Annotated in this window: 17 protein-coding genes, 1 tRNA gene and 1 riboswitch; of the genes, 13 read left to right on the top strand and 5 right to left on the bottom strand. The window is 58.6% G+C overall.

What is annotated here, in order from left to right:
* The first annotated feature begins 45 nt into the window (after positions 1–45).
* The 7 genes from ACXAGD_RS02185 to ACXAGD_RS02215 all read left to right on the top strand — a co-directional run bounded on the left by ACXAGD_RS02185 (position 46) and on the right by ACXAGD_RS02215 (position 6,962).
* Positions 46–1,305 carry an NAD(P)/FAD-dependent oxidoreductase gene (locus ACXAGD_RS02185; protein WP_475208215.1) on the top strand — a complete coding sequence of 420 codons (1,260 nt, stop codon included), beginning with the start codon at positions 46–48 and terminating at the stop codon, positions 1,303–1,305.
* Between the two features lie 72 nt (positions 1,306–1,377).
* Positions 1,378–1,587, top strand: a riboswitch (cobalamin riboswitch).
* Positions 1,588–1,894: 307 nt separating this feature from the next.
* Positions 1,895–3,418: an ABC transporter substrate-binding protein gene (locus tag ACXAGD_RS02190; protein ID WP_475208216.1), complete on the top strand. Its 1,524-nt coding sequence runs from the start codon at positions 1,895–1,897 to the stop codon at positions 3,416–3,418.
* Complete coding sequence (locus tag ACXAGD_RS02195) at positions 3,415–4,098, top strand: ATP-binding cassette domain-containing protein (protein ID WP_475208217.1); 684 nt, start codon at positions 3,415–3,417, stop codon at positions 4,096–4,098. Before ACXAGD_RS02190 ends, ACXAGD_RS02195 begins: the two co-directional genes overlap by 4 nt.
* On the top strand, positions 4,092–4,817 hold the full coding sequence (locus tag ACXAGD_RS02200) for an ABC transporter ATP-binding protein (protein ID WP_475208218.1): 726 nt from the start codon (positions 4,092–4,094) through the stop codon (positions 4,815–4,817). Before ACXAGD_RS02195 ends, ACXAGD_RS02200 begins: the two co-directional genes overlap by 7 nt.
* Positions 4,814–5,752, top strand: a complete 939-nt coding sequence (locus ACXAGD_RS02205) for an ABC transporter permease (RefSeq protein WP_475208219.1) — start codon at positions 4,814–4,816, stop codon at positions 5,750–5,752. Before ACXAGD_RS02200 ends, ACXAGD_RS02205 begins: the two co-directional genes overlap by 4 nt.
* Entirely contained in the window at positions 5,745–6,533 is a 789-nt protein-coding gene (locus ACXAGD_RS02210; protein WP_475208220.1) for an ABC transporter permease, read from the top strand. The genes ACXAGD_RS02205 and ACXAGD_RS02210 overlap by 8 nt, the downstream gene beginning before the upstream one ends.
* A 132-nt stretch (positions 6,534–6,665) precedes the next feature.
* Positions 6,666–6,962: a hypothetical protein gene (locus ACXAGD_RS02215; RefSeq protein ID WP_475208222.1), complete on the top strand. Its 297-nt coding sequence runs from the start codon at positions 6,666–6,668 to the stop codon at positions 6,960–6,962.
* Between the two features lie 360 nt (positions 6,963–7,322).
* Here ACXAGD_RS02215 and ACXAGD_RS02220 read toward each other — a convergent pair.
* From ACXAGD_RS02220 to ACXAGD_RS02230, 3 genes are all read right to left on the bottom strand, one after another.
* Positions 7,323–7,399, bottom strand: a tRNA-Met gene (locus ACXAGD_RS02220).
* An 83-nt stretch (positions 7,400–7,482) separates the two neighbouring features.
* Complete coding sequence (locus ACXAGD_RS02225) at positions 7,483–8,442, bottom strand: alpha/beta fold hydrolase (RefSeq protein ID WP_475208223.1); 960 nt, start codon at positions 8,440–8,442, stop codon at positions 7,483–7,485.
* 1 nt (position 8,443) lies between these two features.
* Complete coding sequence (locus ACXAGD_RS02230; RefSeq protein WP_475208224.1) at positions 8,444–9,916, bottom strand: flavin-containing monooxygenase; 1,473 nt, start codon at positions 9,914–9,916, stop codon at positions 8,444–8,446.
* Positions 9,917–10,503: 587 nt separating this feature from the next.
* On the opposite strand from ACXAGD_RS02230, the gene ACXAGD_RS02235 reads away from it, so the two are divergent.
* The 6 genes from ACXAGD_RS02235 (at position 10,504) to ACXAGD_RS02260 (ending at position 17,081) form a co-directional block, all read left to right on the top strand.
* Positions 10,504–12,327 (top strand): BCCT family transporter, encoded by a 1,824-nt coding sequence (locus ACXAGD_RS02235; RefSeq protein ID WP_475208226.1) that lies wholly within the window; start codon positions 10,504–10,506, stop codon positions 12,325–12,327.
* Between the two features lie 153 nt (positions 12,328–12,480).
* On the top strand, positions 12,481–14,028 hold the full coding sequence (locus tag ACXAGD_RS02240) for a trimethylamine methyltransferase family protein (protein ID WP_475208228.1): 1,548 nt from the start codon (positions 12,481–12,483) through the stop codon (positions 14,026–14,028).
* Positions 14,029–14,152: 124 nt separating this feature from the next.
* Positions 14,153–14,479, top strand: a complete 327-nt coding sequence (locus ACXAGD_RS02245) for a hypothetical protein (protein WP_475208229.1) — start codon at positions 14,153–14,155, stop codon at positions 14,477–14,479.
* Positions 14,480–14,497: 18 nt separating this feature from the next.
* The gene (locus ACXAGD_RS02250) at positions 14,498–15,601 is read left to right on the top strand and encodes a mandelate racemase/muconate lactonizing enzyme family protein (RefSeq protein WP_475208230.1); all 1,104 of its coding nucleotides are present in this window, start codon (positions 14,498–14,500) and stop codon (positions 15,599–15,601) included.
* A 17-nt stretch (positions 15,602–15,618) separates the two neighbouring features.
* The gene (locus ACXAGD_RS02255; protein WP_475208232.1) at positions 15,619–16,350 is read left to right on the top strand and encodes an SDR family NAD(P)-dependent oxidoreductase; all 732 of its coding nucleotides are present in this window, start codon (positions 15,619–15,621) and stop codon (positions 16,348–16,350) included.
* Positions 16,347–17,081, top strand: a complete 735-nt coding sequence (locus tag ACXAGD_RS02260; protein ID WP_475208234.1) for an SDR family NAD(P)-dependent oxidoreductase — start codon at positions 16,347–16,349, stop codon at positions 17,079–17,081. Before ACXAGD_RS02255 ends, ACXAGD_RS02260 begins: the two co-directional genes overlap by 4 nt.
* Here the strand turns inward: ACXAGD_RS02260 and ACXAGD_RS02265 are convergent, their stop codons facing one another.
* Together ACXAGD_RS02265 and ACXAGD_RS02270 are read right to left on the bottom strand one after the other, a co-directional pair.
* Positions 17,082–18,422, bottom strand: a complete 1,341-nt coding sequence (locus ACXAGD_RS02265; protein WP_475208236.1) for an NAD(P)/FAD-dependent oxidoreductase — start codon at positions 18,420–18,422, stop codon at positions 17,082–17,084.
* Positions 18,419–19,915: an aldehyde dehydrogenase gene (locus ACXAGD_RS02270; RefSeq protein ID WP_475208238.1), complete on the bottom strand. Its 1,497-nt coding sequence runs from the start codon at positions 19,913–19,915 to the stop codon at positions 18,419–18,421. The genes ACXAGD_RS02265 and ACXAGD_RS02270 overlap by 4 nt, the downstream gene beginning before the upstream one ends.
* Position 19,916 lies beyond the last annotated feature (1 nt).

Raw genomic sequence — 19,916 nt, forward strand, 5'->3', positions numbered from 1 at the left:
TTAGCAACCATAGATACGGAAACAACACTTCCTGAGCAAACTGAGGTGGTAGTTATTGGCGCCGGCATCATTGGCACCACAACGGCCTACTATCTGGCGCGGAGCGGCATACCGGTTCTGTTACTCGAAAAAGGGCGCGTTGGAGGGGAGCAATCCAGCCGCAACTGGGGGTGGTGTCGTCAGCAGAACCGGGACGCACGCGAGTTGCCGATGGCAACAAAGGCGTTGGAGCTATGGGAGAACCTTGCAGGTGAACTGGGTGAAGATGTCGGGTTTCGCCGCTGCGGCCTTCTGTATCTCAGCAATGATCTGGCAGAGATCGAAACATGGGCGTCGTGGTGTCGTTTTGCTGCGGAACAGGGCGTAAAAAGCCACCCCTTGAATGCGAAAGCAGCTACTGATCGAGGTGCCTCGACGGGCCTTTCGTGGAAAGGTGGTGTCTTTTCGGAAAGTGACGGCATCGCCGATCCGGCTCGGGCCGTGCCGATGATTGCCAAAGGTGTCGCCGCCTTGGGCGGGCATGTTGTACAAAACTGCGCTGTGCGCGGTATTCTGACAGAGGCTGGACAGGTTTCGGGTGTCGTGACAGAGCGGGGCGAAGTTCGTTGCTCTCAAGTGGTTATGGCTGGGGGTGCTTGGGCTTCCCAATTCTGTCATCAGCTTGGGATCACCTTTCCCCAGGCCTCGATCCGGCAAACTGTCCTGTCAGTAGCACCGGGTGCAGAGGGTTTGCCGGCGGCTTTGCACACGTCGAAGGCGACCGTTACCCGGCGTGGAGATGGTGGCTATACTCTTGCAACCAGCGGTCGGGGCCAAATTGACCCGAGCTTTCAAAAACTGCGCTTTGCCCGTGACTTCCTACCCATGTTTGCGCGACGCAGGCGGTTGTTGTCACCGGGGATGGCCAAGGCTCCTCATGAAGCACGTTTTCGCTGGGATTTGGATAAGCGGACGCCAATGGAGCGACATAGAGTTTTGGATCCAGCTGCAAACCCAGCTATCGTCAAAACAACATTAGAGCGGAGCCGCAAGCTGCTGCCCGATTTAAAGGCTGTCGAAATTCAGGCTTCTTGGGCCGGGTTCATAGACAGTACGCCCGACGGTGTACCTGTGATTGACCTGTCTGAAACCCTTCCTGGGTTTATTCTTGCAGCTGGCTTTAGTGGCCATGGATTCGGGATAGGTCCGGCGGCGGGCCATCTGGTGGCTGATCTGATAAGCGGAACGCCTCCGATCGTGGACCCCAGTCAATTCCGACTATCCCGCCTGCGCGCGTCCTCTTGGGGGAAAGTCGCGGAATTCTGAATGTTGATCTGGTCGACAAGTACACGGGCGTGATCCACGCGCATTCTTTGCTTGATTTTTGCCTCAGCCATAATAAGCAGGACTGGCTTCGGTTCGGGCATTTCTTATGTCCGATGAAAAGGGAACGCAGTGAGGCCGACAAAGCCAAGTCTGCGGCTGCCCCCGCAACTGTGAGCGGTGAGCCAAGCCGGAACTGCCACTGACGTGCATTGGGTGCGTTGGGAAGGCCCGGCCCAGCGACGACCCGCAAGCCAGGAGACCTGCCGAAGAGTTCATCCTGTCCGGGTGCGGGGCGCGCCAAGGGCAACGGTCAATCCGTAGCGGTGACGTTTCATCGTCCGCGGAGGAGCTTTCCTTCAAAGACATCATAGGTTTGTTGGTGTTTCGGCACTGGCGTTTTTGGAACGAAAGGCGCATTGAATGCCCCTAAAAGATAGAGAGCGTCACTACACATCTGTGTAGAGGACAGTTTTCAAATTGCTTAAGAAGATGATTGTTATGTAATCACATGACGTGATAGCAGCGCTTTCATCGACCAAAACACCAGCGTCTCAAGCCAACAGATTTTCTACTTCAGAAGGAAACCCGAATGTCCATTTTCACTCGCATAGCTCTTTCGACTTTAGTCGCCTTTGCGCCCGCTGTTCCGGTCGTAGCCCAAGAGGGCAGCTTGCGGATTTCCAACGCTTTTGGCCCAAACGCGGAAGTTCCTGATCCTCGCGCGGGTTTTAATGGATGGATGTCGAACCAGACAGGTGTGACTGAAACCCTGATGGGGATCGACTATGACCTGAACCTCTATCCTCGTGTTGCAGAAACGATCGAGCAGACCTCTCCGACCACTTGGCGTGTCACGCTGCGTGATGGGGTAAAGTTCCATGATGGTTCCCCGGTTACGGCTCAATCGGTAATCGACGCCATTGAGCCAATTTCTCAGGAAGGCCATCCGGGCAACAACGCCCGGGTATCCAAATTGCTTGATCTGGCGGGTATGTCGACCGATGGCGACAATGTTGTGGTCTTTGAGACCAACAACCCGAACGCCGCATTCCCCTGGACGCTGGCCGAACCTGGGATCGCGATCCTTGGTGCGGAATCCGATGCCTATCCGATCAACGCGACTGGCCCCTATGTCTTCCGCGAGGCAATCCCCGATCAGCTCTATCGCGCTGAGGCCAACACTGACTACAGACTGGGCGCCCCGGGTCTCGAAGAGGTTCGCGTCGTTGTTTCGAGCGACCCGGCTTCTGCCGCGTTGGCGTTTGAAGCAGGTGAAGTGGACATGGTCATCAACTACCCTGAAACCGATTTCAAACGCATTCAGGAAACTGGCGCACTTGGGTTTTCCGCCTCTACAGCACGTCTCTATTTCTACACGGTCAACGCGGCGGACGGCCCGATGGCAAACCCGCTGATCCGTCAGGCCGTGTCGGTCGCAATTGACCGGCAGGGTATCGTCGACGCGGTTCTGTCAGGGGTTGGTGGCGCGCCTGCTGGCACAATGTTCCCGGAAGGTAAAGGCTGGGCTGCGGATATCCCGGCTGTCTACGATATGGCAAAAGCCGAGGCGCTGTTGGTCGAAGCCGGAGCTGTGAAAGAGGGCGGCCAGTGGATGCTGGACGGCGAACCACTGGAACTGGATATTGTCACATATTCCTCGCGCGCTGCCCTGGCGCCAACGGCTGAACTGACGCAGGCGTTTCTGCAGGCGATCGGTGTGAAAGCCAATGTGCGCGTCGGCGAATATGGCGCCAGCAACGATGCCATCGCAGCAGGTGATGCAGATATGTTCCTGCAGGCTTGGGTGATGACACCGCAGGGCGATCCCAGTGCCGTACTTGAAACGCTGCTGAAGTCTGACGGCGGATCGAATGCAGGGCACTATTCCAACCCCGAGATGGACAAGTTGTTGGAAGATGGCCGCCTGAACTTTGAGCACGAAGACCGTGCGGTCATTTATGACAAGGTGCAAGAGCTCATCGCGGCCGACGCCGCCCTGATCCCGGTCTTCCACGTCAATCAGGTAAACGTCGCGCGCCCCGGTCTGACCGGTTATGCCGTGCACCCGACCGAGACCTATTGGGTCACACACGAAACGAAGCTCAGCGAATGACACTCTCTGTTTCCGGCCTGAGCGTTGAACGCTCGGGTCGGACCATTCTTCACCCTACATCGCTGGATATTGAGCCCGGTGCGCGCATCGGGTTGGTCGGCTCTTCGGGGTCGGGTAAGTCTACTTTGGGCCATGCGTTAATCGACGATCTGCATCGGCAGGGCTGTGGCGTCGCTCACGTGCCCCAAAGCCCGGACGAGGCGCTGGATCCGTTGCGCACAATGAGGTTCCACTGGCGCGAAGCCGAAAAAGCCCTGAGTTTGCCGCATGATGCAAAGCGTCAGAAACGACTGTTTTCAGCCCTCGGGATCGCACATGGCGATTTGCGGAAACGCCCTTGGGGTTGGAGCCGGGGAATGCAGCAACGTTTTGTGATCGCCATGGCATTGATCGGGTCACCCGAATTGATCGTATTGGACGAACCGACATCGGCGCTGGATCCGGTCGTTGCGGCCGATACGATGGACTTGTTGGATCAATTCCTTGCAGGTCGCCAGACCGCAATGATCCTGATTACCCATGATTTGGCGCTAGCGGCACGACGGGTGACGCAACTGATGGTGATGGATGACGGGCGGCTGGTCGAACGGTCAAGCACACAAGACTTGCTGGAGCGACCTCAATCCGAACCGGCTAAACGTTTGTCGGCGCATAGAAACTGGATGGCGCTTCCATGTTGAATGTCGAAAACATCAGTGTACGGCGCGGAAAGTCACCTGCGCTTCAGGATGTCTCTCTGACCATCGAGCAAGGCAAAACACTTGCCGTTGTTGGGGAAAGCGGCGCAGGAAAATCGACGCTCATTGCCAGTATATTGGGGATGCTAAAGCCTTGGCGGGGATCGATCACTTGGTCTGGCGCGCCGGTTCAGACCTGTCGTCCTGCACTTGTGATGCAAGAGCCACGTGCGGCTTTCAATCCTGTGCTGTCACTGAAACACTCTGTTATGGAACCCCTGAAGGCACGCCGGGCGGGCCTGCCATCCCAACGCTTAGAGCGCCTTTGCGCAGGCTTGGAGTTGGCACCAGAAATTTTAAACAGGAATCCGACCGAGATTTCCATCGGGCAGGCGCAAAGGGTTGGGATACTGCGCGCGCTCATCGCCGCTCCGCCGTTGATCTTGTTTGACGAACCTCTCTCAGCCCTTGATGCGGTGACCCAGAAACACACGGCAAGTTTGATTGAAGACCTTCAAGCTGAAGAAGGTTTTGCGGCCCTGATTGTGACGCATGATTTGGGGTATGCCTGCGCCTTCTCACAGGAAATGGCAGTGCTGAAATCTGGTCGGATTGAAGAGGTCAGCACGCCGGCGGAGTTCATCGCTTCACCCAAAACGGAATACGGCCGCAAGCTGAGGGATGCGGCGTTTTCCCTTGGGGCCTTGGAGCGGGCAGCATGATCCGAGGTGCTCTAAGCCTTTTGCTACGGGCAATCGTCGTTCTCAGCGCTGTAGCAATCGCTACGTTTGTACTGCTTTGGAACGCACCCGGAGACCCGGCTCTTGCCATTGCCATGGCGCGATACCACGAAGTTGTGTCGACAGATGTTCTGGACCAGATCCGAGCGGAAGTGGGATTGGACGCTGGCTTCTGGGATGCTTTCAAATCTTGGATTGGCCCTCTTCTGGTTGGCGACTTTGGAAAATCCTCGGTAACTGGCCGCGAGGTCTGGCCCGAACTGATGGCGGCGGTTTCCTACACAGTACCTCTTGCGTTTCTTGCCCTTGCTTTGGGCTTGGGCATTTCGTTACCGCTCGCCATTCTGGCGGCAAAATGCCCGGGCAGTATTCTGGATCGCGCCGCGGTTGCGCTGGCATCTCTGGGGGCGGCCATTCCCGCCTATTGGTTGGGGTTGCTTTTGATTCTGCTGTTCGCTGTCTATCTGGACTGGTTGCCAGCAATGGGTGCACGCACGACAGCACATATGATCCTACCTGCTCTGACGCTTGCATTGGGCGTGGCTGCATCGCTGACGCGGATCATCCGATCGGGCATCCTTGAAGCACGGGAACAGCATTTTCTGCCCGCGTTCCGACGTCGTGGGGTTCCGTCAACGGGTATAGGCCGGGATCACATCGCCCCACACGCCACCATACCAGTGATTACGGTGCTTGGGTTGGAATTGGCTTTCCTGCTTGAAGGGTTACTGATGGTCGAGGTCATCTTTGGTCGCCCCGGATTGGGCGGCTTTCTGGTCTATGCAATCGAAGCACGGGATTTCCCAAAGGTTCAGGCCGTCGTTCTTTTGACCGCGGTGGTCTTCGTGGTCATAAATCTTGTCATCGACATGATTTACCAAGTGATCGATCCCCGGATCGGAGAGCATGATGCGTAGTGTAATCGCGTTATCCTGCATCTTCGCGATGCTTGCGTTGTTTGGCCCGATGTTGGCCCCATATGATCCAACAGCAATAAACATTCCAAATCGTCTGAGTGCACCTTCGGCTGAATGGCCGTTGGGAACAGATGCCCTCGGTCGCGATATCCTTTCACGGCTTTTGTACGGGGCGCGTTGGTCGTTGGGGTTAGCCTTCCTCATTTCGGTAATCGGCATGTGCATCGGAACACTGGCGGGCCTCATAGCTGCTCAAGGCGGGAAAACAGCGGATTGGTTGGTCATGCGAGCAACCGATACATTCCTCGCGTTCCCGGAGTTGGTTGCGGCTGTTGTCATTGCAGGATTGTTGGGTGCTGGAACCGGTAGCCTGATATTTGCACTCAGCGTCACAGGTTGGATGCGCTATGCCCGCGTGGCCCGAGGGATCGGCCTGGCCCAAAGGAACCGCGGCTATGTGGTCCAGGCGCAGCTTGCGGGGCTTTCCTCGTTAGCGATAGCGCGTTGGCACTATCTGCCTGCACTTATACCTTCGCTAACCGTTGTCTGGACTGGAATGTTTGCCCGAGCAATTTTGGGGATTTCGGCGTTGGGCTTTCTGGGCTTTGGCGTTCAGCCCCCGATGCCGGAATGGGGCACCATGCTTCTTGATGCCCGGATTCATATGCGTTCAACGCCGTTGCAAATGATCTGGCCCGGACTGGCGGTGGTGACATGCGTACTCGCCATAAACCTCTGTGGGGACGCGTTGCGAGATGCTCTGGCAAAGCAGAACACATGATTGTCTTATTATTGGGATACCCAGACTAGCCTGCTGGATTGGCATGGGCATAAAGCGCCCTCACATTACCAAGCCGAGCGAGGTGATGTTCAACGGGAATGCCCTGAAAAAGCTGTTGGCCAGCGGCCATGATTGGACACCTTGGCGCGGAACAAATACAACCTGTGCACGGTGATGGCAGGTTTCATTTCCGATCTTCGATCCAACCGAGTAACCAAAAACTGTGCTGCTCGGTTTACCCTTCATGGTGACCAGTTTGCCATCAGCGCGGAACTGCCCATGATCTTTAATGAGCCAAGCTATACCTTCGACCAGCCCTATACCGGGGCCACCAAGTTCAACAAGCGCTACACCTCTTTGTTTGGCGACTTGAAAGCTGGGTACAGGAGTTCGATAGCGCCGTCTGTCCGGATCGGCTGGATGCGGTGAAATACCGGATTCGGAAAATCGAAGACAAGAAGACCGCCTTCTAGCTCCTGCTACCGCATGGCAAGTTCTATCCGGATTTCGTAGCGATGCTTGACGATAGGATAATCTTGGTTGTCGAATACGAGGGCGCGTATCTCTGTGACTCAGGAGATGCCAAGCGCCAGATCGGCGGCGCATGGGCTTACGCCAGCGGTGGCCAATGCCTTTCCTGTATGCCGACAGACCCGGGGTTCGATCTTATGGACAGGACAATCGGTTGGGTCCGGGCTAGAAACCTTCTCGCAGGGTCGCGGATCCGTCGGATAAGCGGCAGGGAGGATTTTGGTCGTTGACCGCAATATTCTGATTTTCAGGGGGTTTTGGTAGCGGAGGAGGGACTTGAACCCCCGACACGCGGATTATGATTCCGCTGCTCTAACCAACTGAGCTACTCCGCCATGAGTGAGAGGCGATTTAAGGGAGGGGCTGCATAGGGTCAAGAGGGAAAAGACGGTCAAAGCCGGATTCTTTTTCACCCCGTTCAAACCGCCTCGGGTTTGGTACGTGCACCTTCCGCGATCTGGCGGATGAATGCAGCGCATGCCTCTGGAAGGGTGATAAGGATCATATGACCTGCTCCTTCTATCCGTTCGTTGGTTAGGCCGAACTGCTCCATCGGGTCGCCCTGTGTCTCGGCTGGCAGGAGCGCGTCTTGCGTGCCATACAGAATCCCTCCCGGTACAGTCAGTTCACCGTATCGCGCCATCTGCGCCTCAATGCTGTTATCGATGCCGGCAACATCCTGTGATCCGGTGATATAGGCGGACGGCCGCAGCCCCAGCGCGCCGCCCGCGCGGTCGAGAAAATCAGCGGGCGCGGGTTCCGGGGCGAATACGACATCTAGTGTGTGCGGTGCGGTTTTGGCGGCCAATGGAACGGCCAGAGTGTTGCCGATCAGGCTCCGCAGCCACTCGGCACGTATTTCAAGCGGTTTGAAAACCTGCGGAGTGGATGGCAATTTGTGCGTCAAGGGCGCCAGAAGGGCGAGGGCTTTGGTCTTTTCGGGATAGTCCAGTGCCATCGCCAGCGAGACCGCCCCGCCCAGAGAATGGCCGACCAGAATTGCATCCGTGATGCCCTTGGCGTCCAGAAGCTCCTGTATCATTCGCCCCTGTTCGGGCAAGCGCCCCAGATCGGCTGTATCCCTGGTTGAATACCCGCAACCGGGCCGGTCAACCGCGATGACGTGGTAGTCATCGGCCAGCAAATCGACCAGCGCATAGGTGAAGTGTTGCAACTGTCCGGTCAGCCCGTGGATCATGACGATGGTCTGCTTCGCTGGATCCCCTCGCTCGATGTAATGAATGCTGCCGCCGTTTACCGGGATGATTTCGCCTATCTGAGGAACCCGCTTCTGCCCATCGGCCGTCAGTTTTCGGGTCCAAACGTTCATGCCGACGAAAAATGCGACGATCAGCAGGAGGATGGTCAACAAAGTCATATCAGTGGTCTCCGCCATGGGGTGGGGCAGGGTGGTACTGTTCCAGCCCGGATCGGGCCATACGCTTTTCATACTCGGATACGGTGCCGGGCCAAAGCGTTGTGTTGCGGCCCTGGTCGTCCTGATACCAGGATGAGCACCCGCCCGCCTGCCAGACGCTGTTCAGGTGCCGTTCTCGCATCTCTTGCGTAAAGATCGCCTGTTTTGCCGGGTCTGGGGTGATCGTATCAAGCCCTTCGCGCTGCATCTGCTCCAGTACGCGGCCGATGTGGCTGACCTGCGCCTCGATCATCAGCACAACCGAGTTATGCCCCAGCCCGGTATGTGGTCCCAGCAGCATGAAAAAGTTCGGAAACCCCGCGATCGCGGTGCCAAGATTGGCCTGCATTCCATCTGCCCAGGCTTCGCGCAAGGACACCCCATCCGCACCAGTGATGTCCAGACGCTCAACCATGTCGGTCACGTGAAAGCCAGTGCCCCAGATCAGAACATCTGCCTGGGACCGGGTGCCGTCCGACGCGACGATATGATCGCCGTCAATCGCGGTGACGCCATGCGGGATCACGGTGACGTTGTCTTGCGCCAAAGCCGGGTACCAGTCATTTGAACTGAGGATGCGTTTGCAACCGATCCGGTAGTTTGGCGTCAGGCGCTGGCGCTCTTCGGGATCGGTGATCGCTTTTTCAAGCGAATGGCGCCACATCTTCATGGCAAAGTTCACCATCCGCTCTTCGCCCCGAAATACCCGGTGGCGGTATTCGAAGATCATGTAAATCAGCTTGCGCCGCAGCCGGGGCAGCATCGGGATACGCCGGTACAAGCGGCGGACCCATGGTGCAATCGGACCATCCGGGCGCGGCAGCACATACGGCGGGGTCCTTTGAAAGATCAATACATGCGAGGCAGACTTGGCAATTTCCGGCACGAACTGAACGGCCGAGGCCCCTGTGCCAACCACCGCTATGCGCTTGCCGGTGAAATCCGTCTCATGATCCCACTCGGCTGAGTGGAAGCGCGGTCCGGCAAAGCTGTCGGCCCCGGGGATGTCCGGAATGCTGGGGTGGTGCAGCGCGCCGATGGCCGAGACCAGAAACCTTGCCGTCCAGTGTTGACCTTCTTCGGTTTCCACTTGCCATCGGTTTCCGTCCCATTGGGCGGACTTAAGCTTTTGGTGAAAATGGCACAGGTCGTACAGCCCCTCGTTATGACAGACGTTTTTCAGGTAGGCCTGAATCTCAGCCCCGCCCGCATAGGCGCGGCTCCAATCCGGGTTCAGGTGCGTCGCCATCGAATAAAGATGTGAGGGGATATCGCAGGCGACACCGGGGTACGTGTTTTCGCGCCATGTTCCGCCGATATCACCGGCTTTCTCAAGGATCGCAATACTGGTTATGCCGCGATTGCGGGCCTCAAGCGCCATGATCAGCCCCGAGAACCCAGCTCCGATAATCAGCATGTCCACGTTGTGCTCCATGCGCCCGCCCCTCCCAAAGCGACCGTGATGGTTGTTGCTGACTATAAGCCGGAAAGGGTTTGTGAACAGCCTCCCGTTGGGTCAGGGGGGGGTCGATCCGGGTTCGGCGGTTGGTGCCCTGCTTGTTCACTGGGACCGCGTCCTCGAATCGCAGATGCGAGGGCAAAGTAGGTAAATGTCCGGTTGCGGCGGGTCCAGAGCGCGCCTGGAAAAACAGGATCTGGTAGCATTCACCGAGGTGCGCATGAGGCATACTAAATCGAGTGTTAGTTTTATTCCGGGTAAAATTCTGAGTTCAGTTAGCTGAGGGCGGATTATTGGCCACGTCCAAAGATATATGTCGCAAAACTGCAAAATATGTCGGTTCCAGCCCGAACAGGATGAAAGCGTCAATATAGGCAGGAAAACCAGCAACTGCCACGTTTGACTGGCAGTCCGGGCATCCTGCCCCAACAGAACGTTTAGTGATCTGACCTGACGGAGGAGTGGTGTAATACCTCAAGGGATCAGGTCGAAAGATAAGAACAAGATTGGAGGCTCCCTTTTGGTGAGTTCAATCCAGCTATACCGTCAACACGGAGGTAAATATGTCGGTACCCGAACCCTTTACGGATATTGAGATAGAAACGGCGGATGCCGGTTTCTATGAGAATTACAGCGTCCCCATCGCTTTGATCAGTAAGGCCATCATGGTCGCGCTGGTTCTGTGGGCACTTGTGTTCCCCGCCAACGCAAACAGCACTCTGGGCAGCCTCAACGGCAAGTTGCTTGAGATTTTCAACAGCTTCTACGTCATCATCGTAGGGTTGTTTTTCTTTTTCCTGGCCATTGTGGCCATCATCCCCTCCACTGGGCGCCGGATCATGGGTACGCCCGGAGAAAAGCCAGAGTTCTCGAACTTCTCCTGGTTCTCAATGATGTTTGGCGCCGGTCTGGGCGTTGGCCTGATGGTGTTTGCCACGGCTGAACCGCTGGGCCTGTGGGGATCGAACCCCGTTGTGGTCTCCGGCGCTGTCGAGGGCAACTCGCCCGAGGCATTGCAATCGGCCTACCGCTTCACCTACCTGCACTACGGCTTCCACGCCTGGGCGATCTATGTCGTCACCGGCCTGTCGCTGGCTTACTACGCGTATACCCGTGATATGCCCCTGACCATTCGCTCGGCTCTGACGCCGCTGTTCGGTCGTTTCGTCAACGGTTTCTTCGGCCATGTGGTTGACGTTCTGGGTGTAGTGGCAACGATCCTTGGCGTGTCCGTGACCATCGGCTACGGCGTCAGCCAGTTCATCGACGGTCTCTATGCCATCACCGGTATGGAGTGGATCATGGATATGGGTGGCGAGGTTCCGACCCCAAGCAAAGTGGGCCTCATCAGCGGTCTGGTTGTTATCATGGGCCTGTCGATCATCTCGGCTGTTTCGGGTGTTGGACGGGGCGTAAAATACCTGTCGAACCTGAACCTGGTGCTGTCGGTCATCCTGCTGGGAACCTTCGTCGTGTTCGGCTCGTTCGTCTTTGCCATGACCACCTATGGCACGGCTATGGTTGACTACATCCTGCACTTCCTCTCGCTCAGCTTCAACGCCTATGGTCCGTTGTCGGCTGAAGCCTTTGCAGCAGCTCTGCCCGCCGAGGCACAGGCCCACGCAGCAGATCTGGTGGGTGGCGCAACCAACGCATGGGGCAGTTTTGACGGCTTCAAAAGTGGTCTGGAAGGCGCAGCAGCCGAGCTGGACGAAACGACTCTGGCCGCGGCATACGCCGCTGGTGAACAGGGCCGTCAGTTTGGCTGGCAGGCAGGCTGGACCACCTTCTACTGGGCTTGGTGGATCGCGTTCTCGCCCTTCGTTGGCCTGTTCCTGGCGCGTATCTCGAAAGGCCGTACCGTGCGTGAGTTCATCCTGGGTTGTGTGTTCGCACCGGCGCTGGTGTGCTTTGCCTGGATGACGGTTCTGGGTGGCACCGCGATTGACCTGGAACTGGCAGGTGCCGCTGAGGGCGCGATCATCGGGGCATCGAACACCAACAAACTATTCGTGACCCTGTCCTACATGATCGATGGTGGGCTGTTGTCCATGCTGAACGTCATGTGCGTGATCCTGATCATGACCTTCCTGGTGACCTCTGCGGACTCGGGTATTCTGGTGATGAACACTATCATGTCTGGCGGTAGCCAGGAGACCGGCATCAAGCACCGCATCATCTGGGGTCTGATCCTGATGGCCGTGATCGGTGCGCTGATCCTGGCGGCAGGTGAAAACAACCCGATGGACGCGCTGCGCAATGCGATGATCATCGGTGCCCTGCCATTCACCATGGTGATGGGTCTGATGTGTGTCTCGCTAGCCAAGGCGTTGTTCCGTGACGGTCAGCGCGACAAACATGGCGTTGCGACTCAAGCCGCCGAGTAAGTAGACGCGAAACACCAATAAGACGCCGCCCCGTTTGGGGCGGCGTTTTTCGTTTCGTGAACGGTGTCGTTTCTTGCAATGAGATATCGCAATCGGTGAGGTGGCGCATTCGCGAATCCTTCAGTTTTGGGGCCAGGATTGGAGACAGGCCCTATGAACACTCGTACAGCTTCGCGCTCTGGTGGGCGCTCAGCGCGCCGCGCCCTGCGCACTGCGCCAAACTTTCAGATGCTTCCGGGCCTGACCCGCGCGATCCCCGATTGTGAGGTCATGGACGGCAGCCAGGTGGAACGTATCGACGCCGCCGCGATGGACATTCTGGAAAATGTCGGCGTCCAGTTCCGCGACCCGATCGCGCTGGAAGACTGGAAGAAAGCCGGCGCCAAGGTCGTTGGAGAGCTGGTCTATCTGGATCGCAACATGGTGCGCGAGCTGATCTCGACCATCCCGGCGCAGTTCACCTATCACGCCCGCAACCCGGCCAATAACGTCAAGCTGGGCGGCAAGCACTCGGTCTTCGTGCCGATGACCGGCGCGCCGTTCCTGCGCGATCTGGACGATGTGCGCCGCAACCCGTTGCTGGAAGATCTGGCGATGTTCCACAAACTGAGCCACATGATGCCGGCGCTGCACAGCTCGGCCCACCACATTGTCGAGCCCTATGACCACCCGATCAGCCAGCGGCATCTGCGGATTACGTACTCATCGATGAAATACTCGGACAAGATGTTCATGGGCATGACCACCTCGCCCAAGAACGCCGAGGATGTGATGGATATGTGCGATATCCTGTTTGGCGAAGGCTTCATCGACGATCACCCGGTGACCACCGGCAACTGCAACGGCAACAGCCCGCTGGTCTGGGATGAGACCATGCTGGGCGCCATGCGTGCTTTCTGCCGCCGCAACCAGCCGGTGCTGTGCTCGCCCTTCGTTCTGGGCGGTGCCAACACGCCCGCATCCGTTCCGGCCACCGTGGCGCAGCTGACCGCCGAGGCGCTGTCGGCACTGGCCTACACGCAAGTGATCCGCAAAGGCGCGCCGGCGATCTGGGGGCACTATCTGTCGACGGTGTCGATGAAGTCGGGTGCACCGATGGCGGGCACGCCCGAGATCAGCCTGATGAACTTCATGATTGGTCAGATGGCGCGGTTCTATGACGTGCCATGGCGGACCTCGAACACGCTGGGCGGAGCCAAGACCTTTGACGCGCAGGCGGGCTATGAATCGGCAACCACGCTGGGCGCGGTTGTGCATGCGGGTGCCAACTATATCTGGCACTCGGCCGGCTGGAACGAGGCGGGGATGCACTGTTCCGTCGCCAAGTTCATCGTCGATGCCGAGCAATGCGCGATGGCCTACCGCATGGCCGAGGGCCCGAAATGGCATGACTTCGATCAGGCGCTGTCAGCGGTGCCGGATGTGGGCCCCGGCGGCCACTACCTGGGTCATCCGCACACGCAGGAGAACTTCCAGACCGCGTTCTTCATGCCGGAACTGTTCGACAACAACTCGATCGAGCAATGGCAGGCCGAGGGCAGCGTCGAGATCACAGAGCGCGCCCTGAAACACGCCCGCAAACTGCTGGGCGAATATCAGGAGCCGAAGCTGGACGAGGCCAGGAACGAAGAACTGCTGGACTACATCGCCCGCCGCGAACGCGAAATCCCGGCCGCCGATGAACTGAACCAGAGCTTCTAAGCACACAACTCACTCCCCGACTGGCCTGCCCAAAAGATCGGGCAGGCCTTTTTGTCGCCAAATTGCGGGTTTGAGGTCGTATTTGGGTATGATGGAGGTAGAGCGATTGCTCTACCTTGGTGCCATGACACCGATTCAACACCGCAGGACCGAAAGCCTGGACAAAGAGATCGCGAAGATGCGGTTTGCCACGCTGGGCGTTGAGGCGCCGCGCGTAGGTTTTTCTCTGCGTGCCGTGAAAAACTACATCGCGACGGTGGATGACGCATTAGCCCAAAAATGCCGCGCTGATCCTAGGCGCAATACGATCCGATATGCCGATGAACGTCACAACTCTCGCCTATGCGATCAGGTCATGACCGGACCGCAAAACACACTTCTGTATTTGGCTCCGTCCGCTCTGCAAATTGGCTGCAGTCGTTCAATGACGCCGCGCCATATCTACTTCTGAAAACAAGATGGAACGACCATGAAAATCAAAGAAATCCATATCTATCAGCATGATCTTCCTGTCAAAAACGGACCCTATACTATGGCCAATGCCCAAGTTTGGGCGCTGGACAGCACTCTGGTGAAGGTGGTTGCAGACAATGGCCTGGTGGGGTGGGGCGAAACCTGCCCGGTTGGACCCACCTATGCTGAATCGCACGCTGCGGGTGCCCGCTCGGCGCTGGCTCAGCTGGCCCCCGGCCTGATCGGAACCGAAGCCTTACCGCTAACGCTGCACCGTCAAATGGAGAGGCTGCTGAACGGCCATACCTATGCCAAGGCAGCTATCGATATCGCGGTACATGACTTGCTGGGCAAACATCTGGGGCTCCGGGTCTGTGATCTGCTGGGCGGGGCGGCAACAGAGAGGGTGCCGTCTTACTATGCCACCGGTGTTGGCGCCCCTGACGATATCGCCGAACTGGCGCGCGAGAAGCTGGCGGAGGGCTATCCCCGTCTGCAGATCAAAGTTGGTGGCCGCCCTGTCGAGATCGATATCGAGACCATCCGCAAGGTCTGGGAGGTGGTTCAGGGCAGTGGAATGCGTCTGGCCGTGGACGGCAACCGGGGCTGGACAACCCGCGATGCCCTGCGCGTCAGCCGCGAATGCCCGGACGTGCCCTTCATCATGGAACAGCCCTGCAACACCATTGAGGATTTGCAGAAGATCCGCCCTCAAGTCAGCCATGGGATCTACATGGATGAGAACAGCACCAGCCTGAACACTGTTGTCTCGGCGGCGGGCACCGGTCTGGTGGACGGTTTTGGCATGAAGGTCACCCGGATCGGAGGTCTGCACCCGATGCGCGCCTTCCGTGATATTTGCGAGGCCCGCAACCTGCCACATACCTGCGATGACAGCTGGGGTGGCGATATCATCGCAGCCGCCTGCACCCAAATCGGCGCAACTGTTCGGCCCGATCTGCTGGAAGGTGTCTGGTTGGCTGCCCCTTACATCGACGGGAACTACGACCCCGAGAACGGCATTCAGATCAGGGGTGGCCATATTGACCTGCCCACTGGCCCAGGGCTGGGTATTGCTCCGGACGAAAGCCGTTTTGGTGCTCCGGTCGCGTCCTTTTAAAAGGAATAAGGTAAGCAATGGAACTGAATGGAAAAACAGCGCTGGTCACCGGCGCAGCGGGCGGCATCGGAGCCGCTCTAGTGGCCCGTTTGCGCGCGGAAGGCGTATGTGTGGCGGTTGCTGACCGTGATGTCAGTGGTATCGAGGCCGAAGCCCATCTGCCCGGCGATCTGCTGGACGCCGCCTATGCTGATGCGCTGCCAAAGGCGGCGGCGGATCAGTTGGGCGGATTGGATATCGTCATCAACAATGCGGGCGTCATCACCCGTGGACCAGTGACCGAGACCTCAGATGACGACTGGTCCCTGTCGTTGGGTGTGAATGTCGAGGCGCCGTTCCGCATATGCCGTTCCGCAATTCCTCTCATGGCAGACGGTGGCGGTGGTGCTATCGTCAACACCGCCTCGTGCTGGGGCCTGCGCCCCGGCCCCAACCATGCGGTATATTGCATGACCAAGGCGGCGATAGCGTCCCTGACCCAGTGTATGGGGATGGACCATGCACATCAGGGCATTCGCATCAATGCCGTCTGCCCGAATGAGGTGAACACACCCATGCTGCGCTCGGGCTTTGCCAAACGCGGGTTCGACCCGGACACCGCGGTTAAAGAGCTGGGCCAGACCGTGCCTCTGGGGCGCATTGCCGAGCCGGAGGATATTGTCGACGTGATCATGTTCCTTGTCTCGGACGCTTCGCGTTATGTCTGTGGAACGTTGGTCGAGGTCAACGGCGGGAAGCCCGTATCATGAAACGGTTCGACGGCAAAGTCGCGCTGGTTACCGGCGGGCGCAGCGGCATCGGGCGGGCCATTGCTTGCCGGTTGCGGGATGAGGGTGCTCAGGTCCTTACCGCTCAGCGTGGTGAAGACCCCGAGTTTCAGGGGATTACCGCAGACTTCACCAATCCCGCCAGCCCTGCGCAGGTGGTGGAAACGGTCATCGACAGGGCAGGGCAACTTGACATTCTGGTCAACAACGCCGGGATGATGCAGGAGGTCAGTGTCGAGGATATGAGCCTTGAAGATTGGCAGCGCAACATGACGGTCAACCTGACCGCTCCGTTCCTGACGATTCAGGCTGCCCTGCCACACTTGCGCAGAAGCCGTGGCAGCATCGTCAACACCGGCTCGATTGAGGGGTTGGGCAGCAATCCGGGGCATGCGGCCTATTGCGCATCCAAGGCGGGCTTGCATGGTCTGACCCGCGCGGTGGCCGTGGATCACGGCCCCGAGGGGATACGCTGCAATGCGGTTGCGCCGGGCTGGATCGACACGGATCTGAACCTCGATTTCATCGAAAGCATGGAAGACCCTGCCGCATTCCGCCGTGACATCGCCAAGATCCATCCGGTCGCCAGAACCGGCAGCCCCGAGGAAGTTGCCTCGTTGGTTGCGTTTCTGGCGTCGGAGGATGCTGGTTTCATCACCGGTCAGGTTTACACGGTTGATGGCGGTCGGATGGCCAAGCTGAGCCTGCCCTGATCACTCGTCCCGCGCCTTCCATTCCTTCCATCTGAGAACGGTGTTTGCGCCGATTTCCCGAAAGGGTTGGGGTGGGAGACGTTTGGGCTGATCTTCCGCCTGGAAATGGCAGCTGACGTCAGAGCTGTGGCCGCAGGCCATCTCGGCCGCAGCAATACCTGTCAACGTGCCCCGCGCGGTGCCCAGACCGTTCTGGACGCAGGCGGAATAGACGCCCTGCTCAATCTCGCGGGTGACCGAGACACCATTCAAGCTCAGGCACAGATGGCCGGCCCAATGATATTCCATATCCAACCCGGCCAATTGCGGGAACCGCTGGTCGAACTTGCGTTGCATCACCCGGGAGGCCCGCGTCAGATCGTTCGCTGTTGCCGTCATGCCAGGACGCAGTGCTGCGCAGGTGCGGGTGGCAATGCGATTGCCGCCCTGACCGGTATCAATGCGCCGCATCGTGGTGCCCATCGGATCGGAGGGGGTCACGCCCCAGCGCGGCTGGCCGCCCAACTTCGCCAATGCCTCGCTGTCCAGTTCCGGCGTCATTGCTGCAAACAGGAACAGCTGCATCAGATGGTCGCGCTCGATCCCGAAGCTTTCCAAATGGCCGTTGACCGTGAGGATCACTGCGCCGGTGCTGACCGTGCCGCGCCCGGTTTTCACCTGCCACGCATCGCCCTGCTTTTCGAATCCGATGACGGCCGAGTTTTCATACAGCGTCACGCCGTCATTAACCAACCCTGCCGCCAGCCCGCGAATATAGCCTGCCGGCTGTAGCATGACCGTTCCGGATGTATAAAGCCCGGACTGGTAATGGCGCGAGCCGGTAAGGTCGTGCATCTGTTGAGAATCCAGCATCTCGCTGGTTTCACCCAGACTCTCGAGATGTTGGGCATAGCTGACGTTGTGGGCGTGGCCCGCAGCACTGGCGGCACCATTCACTTTGCCCGCGGGATCAAAAAAGTTCGGGTCGATCTTGTATTGCTCGACTGCTGAACGGGCAAAGGCAATCGCCTGCCGGTTCAGGTCGATCATCTTGCGGTCGTCACCGGACCCGGCATAGTCATCCGATGCCAAGTCATGCGGCAGATCGATCATGAAGCCCGAGTTGCGACCTGCAGCACCCTCGGCCACGCGTCCGGCTTCAAGCACCACCACTTTCGCATCTGGCTGCAACTGATTCAGACGCCGTGCTGCCGACAAGCCGGCAAAACCCGCGCCGACGACTACAAAGTCGGCGGTGGTATCGTTCTCCAGCGCAACCGCCGGGGGCTGGGCGCCAAGAATGGCGCTCCAAGCTGCCGGTCCGCAATGAACCGGCAGGGTTCTGGCAGAGTATCGGGTCAATCCACCGCCTCGTCAGCGTCATCGGCCAGATCGATCCAGATGGTTTTCAGCTGGGTGTATTGATCATGTGCATGGACGGAGTTGTCGCGGCCACCGAAGCCCGATTGCTTGTAGCCCCCAAACGGGGTTGAGATATCGCCCTCGCCGAAGCTGTTGACCGTCACGGTTCCGGCCCGCAGGGCACGGGCGCCACGAATGGCGCGTTTGGCATTGGCTGTGAAGATCGACGCGCAGAGGCCGTATTCGGTGTCATTGCCGACCTGGATTGCCTCGTCAAAGCCCGAGACCTCGATAACCGACAAAACCGGGCCAAAGATCTCTTCCCGCGCCAGCACCGCATTGTTGTCTGCGACCTCGACAACGGTGGCCTCGACAAAGCCGTTCTCGGCCTTGCCGCCGATCACCACGTTCTCGACCTGATCCAGGTACGAGCATACCTTGGTGTAGTGGCTTTCGCTGACCAGCGCGCCCATGCGGGTTTCCGGGTCCAGCGGGTCGCCGATGTTCCACTGTTTGGCGTGATGCGCGATGCGCTCCAGCAGGTCGGCCTTGACCTCCTTGTGCACGATCAGGCGGGAGCTGGCCGAGCAGTTCTCGCCCATGTTCCAGAACGCCCCATTGACCAGATGCTGGGCCACGCGGTCCAGGTTCTCGGCATCGTCCATCACGATGGCCGGGTTCTTGCCGCCCATCTCCAGCACGACCTCTTTGGCATTCGATTCCGCCGAATAGGTCAGGAATTTCTTGCCGGTCACGGTCGAGCCGGTGAAGGACACCATGTCGATATCCATGTGACGGCCGATCGGCTCACCCACTTCACCACCACCGCCGGGCAGGATGTTCAGAACACCGGCAGGCAGGCCCGCTTCGGCGGCCAGCTCGGCCACGCGCAGCGCGGTCAGAGTGGTTTCCTTGGCCGGTTTGATCACCAGCGAACAGCCAGCGGCCAGCGCCGGGCCGATCTTCCACGCCAGCATCAGCAGCGGGAAGTTCCACGGCAGCACCAGGCCAACCACGCCGATGGGCTCACGCACCACCATGGCGATGTGATCGTCGCTGGCAGGCGCCACCTGATCATAGATCTTGTCGATCGCCTCGGCGTGCCATTTCAGGCAGTGGATGGTCTCGGGCACGTCCACGGTTTCGCAGTCGTAGATCGTCTTGCCGCTGTCGAGGCTTTCCATCACCGCAAGCTCATGCGCGTTGCGGGTCATCAGTTTGCACAGCCGGATCAGCACGTCCTTGCGCTCGGACGGGTGCAGTTTCGACCAGCGGCCATCGTCAAAGGATTCGCGCGCCTTCTCGACGGCAAAGTCCACATCCTCGGAGCCGCAAGCCGCGATCTCGGCCAGCGTCTCACCGGTGGCCGGGTTGGTGCTGGTGAAGGTCTTGCCGGAAATCGCCGGGCGGAAAGTGCCGTCGATGAACGCGCCGGTGGGCAGGTTCAGGCCTGCGGCAATGGATTTGTATTCGTCCTGTGTCAGCAAGCTCATG

Source organism: Ruegeria sp. ABF4_144, assembly GCF_056160045.1.